Below are 12,918 nucleotides of genomic sequence, written 5' to 3' on the forward strand. Positions count from 1 at the left end.
TATAAAAATATAATATAAAATAATTTAACATCTTGAAATATTATGTTAGTATTGTATAAAATTATATACTAACTATATTTAGTAATCATTAGTTTTTTGCAAAATCTCTTAATTTAAAACTTCCAGCTGTTACAAATACTATTCCAATAAGTATTAGAACGATTACATTTATTAAAATGCTATCATTGCTTTTAATAGCGTTTATAGTCCAGTAAAAAGGTGTAAGCTTTGATAGATTAGCCATAAACGATAATTCACTCATTGATGGTATCAGACTAGATATAGATATAGCTAAACCTATTAAAGAATAAAATGTAGTTACAAGGCTTATAGAGTTTTCATTTTTGAATACTCTAGCTATACAAAATACAAATCCAGTGGAAACAAAACTATTTGCTAGTACAATCATTAATACATTTAGAGTTAATTTAAAATCTCCAATAAATGTAAGGCATCCAAGTATTAAAGTGTATACAATTGCTTGAATAAAAAATAAACCTAAGAGTATGCTAAAAATTATTTTTATATCTTTATGTTTTGTAGAAATAAGCCTTCTTAAAACATTTGATTTTTTTAATGAAAATAAGTCAGAAGCAAGATGCGCTGCGTTAATATACATAAAATAACATATTAAGAAAACTGGTAAAAATAAATTTGTGTTTTTATCAGGTTTGCTATCAACTATAGTTGTTTTAGTTAATTTTTCATCCAGATTTCTATCTATTTTTGATTTTAAAGAATTATTGATAAAAGATTCTATTTCTGATTCTGCCCAAAGACTACCACCACCATTTTCAGTTTTAAAACATTTAACAGCAGGTCTTTTTAAGTTATCTATATCAGTTGAAAAATTTTTGTCTAAAACAAATACTGCAGAAACTTTATTATTTTTTAATAAGTTCATAGCTTTATCTTCTTCATTTAATCTAAATGTGTTTTCCTTTAACTTTGAATTATTTATCAATTTATGTTCATATTTTCCTGAAGAGTTAGATACAACTGCTACTGGAGAAAAGTACATAGATTGATTGTCTGATTTACTAGAAAAAAGGTTAAGAGAAACAACTAATATAATAGGAATCATAACCATACTAGCTAAAAGAGAAGGATTTTTTATGTATCTTTTTATATTTGCAAGAATTAATCTAATCATTATTAAATCTCCCTCCATTTATATTTTTCTTTTACAATAGAGAATATAATCAATATTGTAGAGGCAACTAAGCATGTTACAATTAAATTACTTATTGAACTTAAAGTATTGAAGCTTTCATAGTCACTATATAGAGCTCCTATCAAATAAGTTGGAGATAAACTAGTAAACTTAGTAAAAGTTTCACTTATCATGTTAAAAATACCTCCAAAAATTGTCTGTAAGAAAAGTAACATATAAACTATGAATGTACCATATTTTTTACTAAAAAAACTAGTTACAAAAGTAGATATCGAAGTCATAAAATATGATGACAAAGCACATAGTAAGGTCAATATGGCAAGATTACCTTTAAATGTTATTCCTAGTATTCTAAAAAATAAAACATATAATAATAGAAATATAAATGAGTAAATCCATAAACCTACAAAGTCGTAAATTAAATACTGCACTCTAGTTATAGGCATAGAATAAAGTCTTTTTGAAAGCCCTTTTGATTCACTTATATAATTTGACAAAATATTATTCATTATGAAAATTATTACAAGGAATCCCAATGAAACTAAAGCAAAGTATTCATATGAGTTTTGTTCGATATCGCTTTTTATTATAGAAGTAGCAATGGAACTTTTATTAAACAACTTAGAAAAATCTTCTGAACTTAGTTTTTGAGAATTATTTAAATATAATTTTTCATGATAAGTATCTAATATGTTTTGAAGTAGTATTGCTAAGTCATCATTAGTTCCAAGTTTTTCTATATTTAAAGTATTTGATTTTTCATTTAGAATATTGTTTTCGTATCCCTTAGGTATTGTAAGTTTTAAATCTGCATCAGAATCATCTTTGTTTATTTTTAGTACAGAAGATAAATCATCTTTTAAAAAGTTTGTCAAATTACTTGATAACTTGGAACTATCTTTGTCATATACAACGATTGATATAGGTTCTGTTTTTATAGGATTTTGAAACATATCTCCTGTTACCATTCCAAGGAACCAAGCTAAAAGTAAAGGAAGAGCCAAGAAATATAGCAAACTAATCATGAAGGAACTTTTCAGACCTTTTAACATAGTTTTTACACTTATATATAATTTCATAAAATCACCCCCATTAGTCTCTTAAATTTTTACCTGTTAGATTTAAGAATACATCTTCTAAACTAGGTTCTTCATAAGATATACGTACTACTTTTGAATTGTTTTTATCAACAGCAGAAAGTGCATCTGTTAGCAGAAAGTTTTTATCTACATCTAATGCTATTACTGAAGTATTTTCTAAAACAGATATAACTCCTTTAGTATTTTTTAAATCAAATATAAGTTGAGCATTTATATTTTTTATTTCCATAATTAATTTTGTACTTGTAGATACTATTGATTTTAGATAATTATTATCCCCAAAAGCAACTTCTTTACCTTCATCCATAATAAAGATTTTAGAACAAAGATGTTCAACTTCTTCCATATAATGAGATGTATATATAATAGTAGTTTTTTGTTTTTCAGATATATCTTTTATAAAATTAAAAATGTGATTTCTTGATTGAGGGTCAACACCTACAGTTGGTTCATCTAATATTAATATTTTAGGGTGGTTTAAAAGTGCTATCCCAATATTTAATCTTCTTTGCATACCACCAGATAATTTTTTTACTTTTTTCTTTTTAACTTCAGCTAGACCTGTAACTTCCAAGGCTTCATTGATTCTATCTTGAAGTAACTTGCCCTTCAATCCATAGAAAGCTCCAAAGTATTCTAAGTTATCAAAAGGAGTTAGTGTTTCCATAATTGCTAATTCCTGTGGAACTAATCCTATTATAGATTTTGCACTCATAGGATCTGCTGACAAATCTATACCATTTATTTGAATATTACCACTATTTGGTAAAGTAAGATTGGTAATTATACTTATAAGTGTAGATTTACCAGCACCATTTGGACCAATAAGTCCAAATATTTCCCCTTCTTTAACAGAAAAGCTAATGTTATCAAGTGCTAACTTATCATTAAATCTTTTTGTTATATTATTTACTTTAACTATATCCATAAAAATCCCTCCCAAAATATTTTTGTGTAATTTAAAAATCTATAATATTATAATAAAGAATTAATAGGTGTATTTCTATTACTATAAGTCACTAAAAAAAGTGACTTAAGTCACTTTATAGTTTTATATTTATTATAAGTTAAGTTTTTTAAAATTCTGTTTATAGTTTAGCTTTTTTATTGACATATTATATTACAATTTTATTTTTGAAAGCAAATATAGCCAATTGAGTCCTATCTCTAAGTTCCAATTTACCTAAAATATTAGTTATATTATTTTTTATGGTACCCTCAGATAAAAATAATTCTTGACTTATTTCTTTATTACTAAGCCCATCTGCAATTAACTTAATTATGGATATTTCTTTTTCAGTTAAATTATATATATTAGAAATATGTTCGTGTTCGACAGTTTTTTCAACTGACATAATTTTTTCAATTACATTTTTGTCAAGTACAACATTGCCAAAAAATGAAGAGCGTATTCCCTCATGTAACACTTCATCAGAGCTGTCTTTTAAAAGGTAACCTGAAGCTCCAAATTTCATTGCATCCTTTATATATTCATCATCATTAAATGTAGTTAAAATTAATAGTGCTATTGACTCATCATATTCTTTTATAAGTCTTGTACCTAAAACACCATCACAAATATTCATTCTAATATCCATAAGAACAACATCTACCTCATTTGACTTACAAAATTCTAAAGCCTCATATCCATTAGAGGCATCTCCAATTATCTCCAAATCATCATAAGATGACAATATAATCTTAAGACCTTTCCTAATTAGTTTTTCATCATCAACTATAAGAACTTTGATTTTACTCAAAAAAATCACCCCCTAAAAATTTGGGAAAAGAAGCTCTAATTGTAAATCCATCATTGTGATTATCAAATTCAACTTTTCCATTTAGTTCATATATTCTTTCGCTAATACTGTTAATTCCATTTCCTTTTTTTATATTTTCACATCCTATACCATTATCACTAATCGTAACTATAAGATTTGAAGGATTAAATGTTATAAAAATTTTGATTTTACTTGCTTTTCCATGTCTTGATGCATTGGAAAGCGATTCTTGAATAAGTCTATATAAAGCTATAGACTGAGCTCTAGATAGGTTCCAAGTGTTTTTTGATATAGTTAGTCTTACATTAATATTTGTAAGCTTAATAAAGCTTTTAATTAGTTCTTTAATTTTAAATAAATTTTGATAATTTTCATATTCAATAGGTTTTAACTCAGATATAGCTCTTCTAACATCTTGAAAACTTTCATTTACGAATTCTCTGAGTTCATGTACTAAATCAGATACTTCTGGCTTATCAGTTAAGAGCTTTTCTATAGCACTTAGCTGTATTATTGTTGTAGAAAGAGAATGTCCAACACTATCATGTATTTCTCTAGATATTCGGTTTCTCTCTTTTAAAATGGCTAGTTCTTCTATAGAACTTGCATAAATTTCTAAATCAGAATTAGATTTTTTTAATTTATCTTTAGAAATTCTAAGTTTATCATAAAGGTTTTGATTGTATAATTTAGATATATTTTCACTTTCTATATATATAGAAAGTATAGATATAATCAATAATATTGAACTTGATTCCAACGCTAGATACAAGTTTTTGTCTAAACTAATAATAAAAGAAGATACTATAATGAAAAACAATAATATGTATTTGTATTTTTTATTTATAAAAAATGATATGTCCAAAATTAAAGGAACAAAGTAAACTGAATTAAAAGTCTTTGTACAATTATATAATATGAAAATTAAAGCAAATTCTAAAAAATAAGAAATAAGTACAAGTCTACTATTATTTGATAAAGAAAAAAATCTGACTTGATTATTTATTATAATTAGAAATAATATTATTATGGTTATAACTGGATACAATATATTTTCAGTAGTGTTTAAAGAACTTACAAGTACTATAAATAGGGACAAATATCGTATAAAAGTAACTAATTTTTTTCTATTCATTAAAAGAACTCCTCCATAAAAATAAACTTTCCTTATGAAAACTAGGATAATATCATAAAAGAATAAAGTCAATAGAAGTATCTATTAATATTAATAGAAATAAAATCAATCTAAAAAATTTGAATAGTTAAATCGTATACTGACCATAATCAAAAAGTAAAAATTTAATGTATTGGAGTAAAAAATGAATAACAAAGAAAAAGGTGATTTTGGAGAAGAAGTAGCAATTAATTATTTATTGTCAAAAGGCGCAAAACTATTAGAAAAAAACTACAGATTAAAGATTGGAGAGGTCGATATAATAGTAAGGATAGATGATGAGATTGTATTTGTAGAAGTAAAATCAAGGTCTAGTTTAAGGTATGGTTATCCTTGTGAATCTGTAAATTTCAAGAAGAGAAAAAAGATAGTTGAGATTGCTAAATACTATATCACAAAAAATAATTTACATAATATTCCCATAAGATTTGATATTGTAGAAGTTTATTTATCAGAAAAAAGAGTAAATCACATAATGAATGCTTTTTAAGAAAGATAAAGGTTTGGAAAGGATTATTATATGTTAAGTATTATTAACTCAAGTAATTTAATAGGAATTGAAAGTTTTCTAGTAAAGGTTGAGGTGGATACAAGTAATGGTATACCTAGTTTCAATATTGTGGGTCTTCCGAGTAAGGAAATTAAAGAGGCGAGAGAGAGAGTTAAATCAGCTATTATCAATAGTGGATATAAATTTCCAAATACAAGAATTGTTGTAAATTTATCACCAGCAGATATAAAAAAAGAAGGTGCTTTTTTAGATTTATCAATAAGTATAGGTCTTTTAAGAGGGTTAATAGAAAAAGATGAAAATTATATAAGAGAAAGTATGTTTATAGGAGAATTATCACTAGATGGAAAAATAAGAAAAGTAAGAGGGATATTACCAATAATTATAGGTGCAAAAACCCAAAATATAAAGCGTATTTTTATACCAGTTGACAATATAAGAGAAAGTTTATTTATAGAAGAAATTGATATAATACCTATTAAAAGTTTAAAAGAATGTATAGGTTTTTTAAATGGAGAAATAAAAGTCGATAAAGAAAAAATAATGTCTTTTTTAAATGAAGAAATAGAAACAAATGGGAATTATACATATTGTAAATATCCTGAGTTTTATGATACAAAAGAAAGCAAACATGATGAAGATTTTAAGGATGTTAGAGGAAATTATTTTATAAAGAGAAGCGCAGAGATAGCCGCTGCTGGAAATCATAATATGCTTATGATTGGGCCTCCAGGTTCAGGTAAAACAATGATTGCAAAACGAGTAATAACAATTTTGCCAGATATAAGTATAGAAGAGATGGTAGAAGTAAGTAAGGTTTATAGTGTATTGGGTATGATAGATGAAAATAAAGGCATAATCGATAAGAGACCTTTTAGAGCGCCTCATCATACAACTACAAAGCAGTCTTTAATTGGTGGAGGAACAGATGCAAGACCTGGAGAAGTAGCACTAGCACATAGGGGGATTTTGTTTTTAGATGAAATCGCTGAATTTGATAGGAAAATACTTGAGACTTTGAGACAACCTATAGAAGATGGGTATGTAAATATATCTAGAGTAAAGTATAGTACAAAATATCCCTGTAGAGTATTACTAATTGCAGCTATGAATCCATGTCCATGTGGTTATTATATGTCAAATACAGAGTGTAGATGTAGGAGCAATGAAATTAATAAATACATAAATAAAATATCAGGACCATTATTAGATAGGTTTGATATTTTTGTAGAAGTAAATACTGTAAAATATGATGATTTAAATTCATCAAAACAAGAAGAAAGTTCTCAAAAAATAAAGACGAGAGTAGAAAATGCTAGAAAAATACAAATAAATAGATTTAAAGAAGATAATATAAAAAATAATAGTGAAATTAAGGCTTCTAATTTATTAAAATATTGTAAATTAGAAAAAGAAGCTTCAAAAATGGCTAAAGTAATATTTAATAAATATAACTTAAGTAGTAGAAGTTATACAAAACTTTTAAAGATGGCAAGAACAATAGCTGATTTAGAAGGAATAGAGTTGATAAATTCACAGTGTATTATAGAAGCTTTTTCATTTAGAAGAGCTTATTATAGCTATTTTAAATAAGTTTTTGAGGTGTATTTTATGGAGAAAAAAGATATCTATTTATGGTTAAAATCAATTAGTGGAATAACAACAAAAACAATTGAAATAATAGAAAATAATATAGTAAATATTGAAGATATATTTGATTTTTCTGAAAAAGAAATATATAATTTAAAAAATATAAGCTTGAATATTAGAAAAAATATAGTAAAATATAGAGGTCACGCTTATTTAGAAAATATAAAAGAACTACTTTACAAAAAAACAATTAAATATATTTGCCAATATGATGAAGAATATCCTGAAAATTTGAAGAATATATACAATGCTCCAAAGTTATTATTTTACAAAGGTGACATAAGTTTAGTTAATAATAATTTCAATATAGCTATAGTAGGTTCAAGAAAGCCTACAGCTTATGGAATTAATTGTGCAAAAACAATGAGTTGTCAATTGTCTCAATATGGAGTTAATATAGTAAGTGGATTAGCCATAGGAATAGATGCATATTCACATATAGGTTGTATGAATGGAAAATCTAAGACTATAGCAGTTCTTGGTTCAGGAGTAGACAACCCTCTTCCAAAACAAAATTTACATTTATCAAATAAAATATTAGAAAATGGGGGACTATTATTATCAGAGTATAATATTAACTCAACAGTAGCTCCATATCATTTTTCTAATAGAAATAGAATTATTAGTGGATTAAGTGATGGAGTAGTGGTTGTAGAAGCAGCAATACGAAGTGGTGCATTAATAACAGTAGAGTTTGCTCTTGAACATGGAAAAAATGTTTTTGCAGTACCTGGTAATATAAATTCTCAAATGAGTAGAGGATGTCATAAAATTATAAAAGAAGGTGCGAAATTAATTGAAAATATAGATGATATTTTGAATGAGTATAACATATTTAATATTATCAATAAAAAAATAAATCAAAAATATGATAATATAAGTTTAAATGCCAAGTCTAAGCAAATAATTGAAGCTATAAAAAGAGAAGGAAGCTTGCATATAGATAGTATTTGTGATTATACTGGTATAGAAATAAAGTATGTAAATTCAATAATCAATGAATTAGTACTAAATGAGTTAGTAATAGAGATGAATAATAAAACGTACAGTTTAAATGTATAAATTAAGATTAGGTAGTGGGGGTGTGTGGTTTTATGGCCAAAACATTAGTCATCGTAGAATCGCCTGCAAAAGCTAAGACCATAGAAAAATTTTTAGGTAAAAGTCATTATACAGTAAAAGCATCAGTTGGTCATGTTAGAGATTTACCTAAAAGTAAATTAGGTGTAGATATAGAAAACAATTTTGAACCTCAATATATAAATATACGAGGAAAAGGCGATGTAATAAAGGAATTAAAAAAAGAAGCTAAAAAATCTAAACAAGTGTATCTAGCAACTGACCCTGATAGAGAAGGTGAAGCTATATCATGGCATTTAGCTCATATACTAAATTTAGATGAATCTGATGATTGTAGAATTGAGTTTAATGAAATAACTAAAGATGCAATTAAAAAAGCAATTAAGCATCCTAGAAATATTGATATAAACTTAGTAGATGCACAACAAGCTAGAAGAGTATTGGATAGACTTTTAGGATATCAAATAAGCCCTATATTATGGCAAAAGGTTAGAAAAGGGCTTAGTGCAGGTAGAGTACAATCAGTAACAACAAAATTAATTTGCGATAGAGAAAAAGAGATAAAAGCGTTTATTCCAAAAGAATATTGGACAATAGATGTTGAAGCAAAGACAGCAAAAGATAAAGATATAACTTTAAAATTTTATGGAAAGAACGATGAAAAAATTGAATTAGAAAATGAAGATGCTGTTAATGTAATACTAAAAGAAATGGAAGGAAAGGATTTAAAAGTTGAAAAGATAGAATCTAAATCAAGACGTAAATCAGCTCCAAAACCATTTACAACAAGTATGCTTCAACAAGAAGGTGCAAATAAGTTGTTTTTTACTACTAAAAAAACAATGATGATAGCCCAAGAACTATATGAAGGTATAGATATAGAGGGTGAAGGCACTGTTGGTCTTATATCATATATAAGAACTGATTCTAAGAGAATATCTGATGAAGCAAAAGAAAAAGCTAAGAATTATATAATAAGTGACTTAGGTGAAAATTATTATAAAAACCCTGTAGAAAAAAAAGAAAAACCAGACACTAAAAAGGTTCAAGATGCACATGAGGCAATAAGACCAACTTCCGTTGATAGAACTCCTGATAGCATAAAAGCTTCATTGAGTAAAGACCAATATAAGCTGTATAATTTAATTTGGAGAAGATTTATAGCAAGTCAAATGGAGGATTCAGTATTCGATATACTAAATGTAGAATGTAAGGCTGGAGATATTGTATTTAAAGCCACTGGTTCAAAAATGAAATTTGATGGATATACTAAGGTATACAATTTTTCAGAAAGAGAAGATAAGATTCTACCAAGTATAGAAAAAGGAGATATATTAAGTATAGAAAATATATTGCCAGACCAACATTTTACACAACCACCAGCAAGATATACAGAAGCCAGTTTGGTAAAAACATTGGAAGAACTGGGAATTGGTAGACCAAGTACGTATGCTCCAACAATAGCTACTATATTAAATAGAGAATATGTTGAAAAGCAAGGCACAAGTCTATGTCCAACAGAACTTGGAATAATAGTTACTGATATTTTAGAAAATAATTTTCATAAATTTATAGATGTAGATTTTACTGCTGATATGGAAAGTAAGCTTGATGTCATAGAAGAGGGAAATACAGATTGGAAAGAAATTGTATCTGAAGCATATGCACCACTTAAAGAAGCCATTGAAGAAGCACTTGAGAATATAGAAAAAATAAATATGGATGAAGAAACTGATGAAATCTGTGAAAACTGTGGCTCTAATATGGTTATAAAATATGGTAGGTTTGGAAAGTTTATGGCTTGTAAAAACTATCCTGATTGCAAAACGACTAGACCAATTATGAATAAAATTGGTGTTAAATGTCCAAAATGTGAAGAAGGAGAAATTATCCTTAGAAAATCCAAAAGAGGGAAAGCTTTTTATGGATGTTCTAATTATCCAAACTGTGACTTTGTAGCTTGGAATAAGCCAACAGGAGAGTTTTGTGAAAAGTGTGGTTCATATATGGTTGAAAAAGTGACTAAATCTGAAACGAAAACAGTATGCTCCAATAAAGAATGTAACAAAGAGTCAAAAGAGCATAATGACGGAAAAGAGTGAAAATTGAAAAAAATCACATAATTATCTTGAAAAAGGTTCCAAACTATGATAATCTTTCAAGTGTGAACAACTAATATAAAAATAAATTTTCATTAAAAGTGAGAATAATATTAGAAAATATAAAGGTTATTAAAAGGCCTAAATTTCATGAGGAGATGATTAAATGGCAAGTGAAGTATTACAAAAAACAAGAAAAATAAATAAAACATTACAAACAAGTGGTGGAAGCAGTGTCTCTTTTGATTTACTGGCCGGAGCATTAGGAGATGTATTAAATTCTAATGTTTATGTAGTAAGTGCAAAAGGTAAAGTTCTAGGGCTTCATTTAAATGATATTGAAGATAGCTCAGTTATAGAAGACGAATATACTAAGCAAAAAAAATTCTCAGAAGAATATACTCAAAACTTATTAAAAATTGATGAGACACTAGAAAACTTAAATGGTGAGAAGATATTAGATATTTTCCCTGAAGAACAAGGAAGATTACAAAAATATACTACTGTAGTACCAATATTAGGAAGTGGACAAAGACTTGGAACATTAGTACTTTCAAGATATTCAATGTCATTTAATGATGATGATTTAGTGATAGCTGAATACAGTGCAACTGTTGTTGGTCTTGAGATATTAAGAGCAATAGGTGAAGAATTAGAAGAAGAAATGAGAAAAAAAGCTGTAGTTCAAATGGCAATAGGCACTCTGTCCTACTCCGAGCTTGAAGCAGTTGAACATATTTTTGCTGAATTAGACGGTAAAGAAGGCTTACTTGTAGCAAGTAAAATAGCTGATAGAGTTGGTATAACTAGGTCAGTTATAGTAAATGCACTTAGAAAATTTGAAAGTGCAGGTGTGATAGAATCAAGATCATTAGGTATGAAAGGAACTCATATAAGAATACTTAATGATAAACTTACAGATGAATTAAAAAAATTAAAAAACAATCAATAATCTAAATTTTATAGATTGTGATTAGAAAAGGTATCTATTTCAAATAGATACCTTTTTTAGACGGATTATTGGGATAATAATCATGAAATATTTTTTTTGAATAGGAGTGGGAATATGCCTTTAGCAGATAAAATAAGGCCAAAAACAATGAATGATGTAATAGGTCAAAGTCATATAATTGGTAATGGAAAAATACTGTCTAAGATATTACAGACTAATTTTTTGCCAAATATGATATTTTTTGGTCCACCAGGTGTTGGAAAAACTACTGTAGCAGAAATTGTCGCAGAAAAAAGCAATAAAAATTTTTATAAAATAAATGCCACTAATTCATCACTAGAAGATATAAAAAAAGTAATAGCAGAACTTGGAAGTATAAGTAATATAAATGGGGTTTTACTATATATAGATGAGATACAAAGTTTTAATAAAAAACAACAGCAGTCGATATTAGAATTTATGGAAAATGGTAGTATAACTTTGATTGCTAGTACTACAGAGAATCCATATCATTATGTATATAAAGCTCTTCTAAGTAGAGCGACTATATTTGAATTTAAGCCTTTAGAAAAATTAGATATAGAAAAAGGCTTAAGAAGGGCAATTGAAGTTTTAAATGAAGATAGTTATATGGATATTGAATGTAATAATGATGCTATTGAGGATATAGCTATTATCTCTGATGGAGATATGAGAAGGGCTTTAAATGCTTTAGAATTAGTAGTTTATTCAACTAAACCAAATATAGATAACATAATCTATATAGATTCAGATGTAGTAAAAAAATCTACATTTAATAAAATTATAAACTATGATAAAAATGGTGATAGTCATTATGATATTTTAAGTGCATTTCAAAAATCTATAAGGGGAAGTGACCCGCAGGCATCCATACACTATTTAGCAAGACTTATAAAAGGTGGAGATTTAATAAGTATCTGTAGGAGACTTTTAGTAATAGCTAGTGAAGATATAGGTTTAGCTTATCCAAATGCAGTTGTTATTGTAAAAGCCTGTGTAGATTCAGCTATGCAACTTGGATTTCCTGAAGCAAAAATACCATTAGCAGAAGCTACTGTTCTTTTAGCTACATCGCCAAAATCTAATTCTGCATGTATGGCAATAATGAAAGCATTAGATGAATTAGATAGAGAATTTGTTAAAGACATACCAAACAGTATAAAAGATGCTCATTATTCTGGTTCTAAAGATATAGGTAGAGGATGTGGATATAAATATCCTCATAACTTTAAAAATCATTATGTAAAACAACAGTATTTACCAGATAGCATAAAAGATAGTATTTACTACATACCACAAGAAAACAAAACTGAGAAAAATATAAAGAAATATCTAGAATATTTGGATAGCGATTTTTAAGTTGAATTTTATGTATC

General features: G+C 26.9%; 11 protein-coding genes. 6 read left to right on the forward strand and 5 right to left on the reverse strand.

Annotation, left to right across the window (positions count from 1 at the left end):
• Positions 1–88: 88 nt before the first annotated feature.
• From IC218_RS00990 to IC218_RS01010, 5 genes are all read right to left on the reverse strand, one after another.
• On the reverse strand, positions 89–1,153 hold the full coding sequence (locus tag IC218_RS00990; protein ID WP_227823648.1) for an ABC transporter permease: 1,065 nt from the start codon (positions 1,151–1,153) through the stop codon (positions 89–91).
• Between the two features lie 2 nt (positions 1,154–1,155).
• Complete coding sequence (locus tag IC218_RS00995; RefSeq protein WP_227482233.1) at positions 1,156–2,253, reverse strand: ABC transporter permease; 1,098 nt, start codon at positions 2,251–2,253, stop codon at positions 1,156–1,158.
• 13 nt (positions 2,254–2,266) lie between these two features.
• Positions 2,267–3,202, reverse strand: a complete 936-nt coding sequence (locus IC218_RS01000) for an ABC transporter ATP-binding protein (RefSeq protein ID WP_227434178.1) — start codon at positions 3,200–3,202, stop codon at positions 2,267–2,269.
• Positions 3,203–3,389: 187 nt separating this feature from the next.
• A complete protein-coding gene (locus tag IC218_RS01005; protein WP_227434179.1) occupies positions 3,390–4,034 on the reverse strand; it encodes a response regulator transcription factor in 645 nt (214 codons plus the stop codon).
• Positions 4,027–5,190 (reverse strand): sensor histidine kinase, encoded by a 1,164-nt coding sequence (locus tag IC218_RS01010; protein WP_227823649.1) that lies wholly within the window; start codon positions 5,188–5,190, stop codon positions 4,027–4,029. The genes IC218_RS01005 and IC218_RS01010 overlap by 8 nt, the downstream gene beginning before the upstream one ends.
• 184 nt (positions 5,191–5,374) lie before the next feature.
• On the opposite strand from IC218_RS01010, the gene IC218_RS01015 reads away from it, so the two are divergent.
• The 6 genes from IC218_RS01015 to IC218_RS01040 all read left to right on the forward strand — a co-directional run bounded on the left by IC218_RS01015 (position 5,375) and on the right by IC218_RS01040 (position 12,901).
• The gene (locus IC218_RS01015; protein ID WP_227434181.1) at positions 5,375–5,719 is read left to right on the forward strand and encodes a YraN family protein; all 345 of its coding nucleotides are present in this window, start codon (positions 5,375–5,377) and stop codon (positions 5,717–5,719) included.
• Between the two features lie 30 nt (positions 5,720–5,749).
• The gene (locus IC218_RS01020) at positions 5,750–7,333 is read left to right on the forward strand and encodes a YifB family Mg chelatase-like AAA ATPase (RefSeq protein WP_227434182.1); all 1,584 of its coding nucleotides are present in this window, start codon (positions 5,750–5,752) and stop codon (positions 7,331–7,333) included.
• An 18-nt stretch (positions 7,334–7,351) separates the two neighbouring features.
• Complete coding sequence (gene dprA, locus IC218_RS01025; RefSeq protein WP_227434183.1) at positions 7,352–8,452, forward strand: DNA-processing protein DprA; 1,101 nt, start codon at positions 7,352–7,354, stop codon at positions 8,450–8,452.
• A gap of 32 nt (positions 8,453–8,484) precedes the next feature.
• Positions 8,485–10,572 (forward strand): type I DNA topoisomerase, encoded by a 2,088-nt coding sequence (topA, locus tag IC218_RS01030; protein WP_227823650.1) that lies wholly within the window; start codon positions 8,485–8,487, stop codon positions 10,570–10,572.
• 163 nt (positions 10,573–10,735) lie between these two features.
• Positions 10,736–11,521, forward strand: a complete 786-nt coding sequence (gene codY, locus IC218_RS01035) for a GTP-sensing pleiotropic transcriptional regulator CodY (RefSeq protein WP_227823651.1) — start codon at positions 10,736–10,738, stop codon at positions 11,519–11,521.
• Between the two features lie 114 nt (positions 11,522–11,635).
• A complete protein-coding gene (locus IC218_RS01040) occupies positions 11,636–12,901 on the forward strand; it encodes a replication-associated recombination protein A (RefSeq protein ID WP_227823652.1) in 1,266 nt (421 codons plus the stop codon).
• Positions 12,902–12,918 lie beyond the last annotated feature (17 nt).

This window comes from Clostridioides sp. ES-S-0005-03 (assembly GCF_020658455.1).
Taxonomy (GTDB): domain Bacteria; phylum Bacillota; class Clostridia; order Peptostreptococcales; family Peptostreptococcaceae; genus Clostridioides.

Bases quoted from the DNA above. Each gene is read 5' to 3' on its own strand.
- IC218_RS01010 (WP_227823649.1), bottom strand. From the start codon at position 5,190: ATGAATAGAAAAAAATTAGTTACTTTTATACGATATTTGTCCCTATTT.
- IC218_RS00995 (WP_227482233.1), bottom strand. From the start codon at position 2,253: ATGAAATTATATATAAGTGTAAAAACTATGTTAAAAGGTCTGAAAAGT.
- IC218_RS01040 (WP_227823652.1), top strand. From the start codon at position 11,636: ATGCCTTTAGCAGATAAAATAAGGCCAAAAACAATGAATGATGTAATA.
- dprA (WP_227434183.1), top strand. From the start codon at position 7,352: ATGGAGAAAAAAGATATCTATTTATGGTTAAAATCAATTAGTGGAATA.
- IC218_RS00990 (WP_227823648.1), bottom strand. From the start codon at position 1,153: ATGATTAGATTAATTCTTGCAAATATAAAAAGATACATAAAAAATCCT.
- IC218_RS01020 (WP_227434182.1), top strand. From the start codon at position 5,750: ATGTTAAGTATTATTAACTCAAGTAATTTAATAGGAATTGAAAGTTTT.
- IC218_RS01000 (WP_227434178.1), bottom strand. From the start codon at position 3,202: ATGGATATAGTTAAAGTAAATAATATAACAAAAAGATTTAATGATAAG.
- topA (WP_227823650.1), top strand. From the start codon at position 8,485: ATGGCCAAAACATTAGTCATCGTAGAATCGCCTGCAAAAGCTAAGACC.
- IC218_RS01015 (WP_227434181.1), top strand. From the start codon at position 5,375: ATGAATAACAAAGAAAAAGGTGATTTTGGAGAAGAAGTAGCAATTAAT.
- codY (WP_227823651.1), top strand. From the start codon at position 10,736: ATGGCAAGTGAAGTATTACAAAAAACAAGAAAAATAAATAAAACATTA.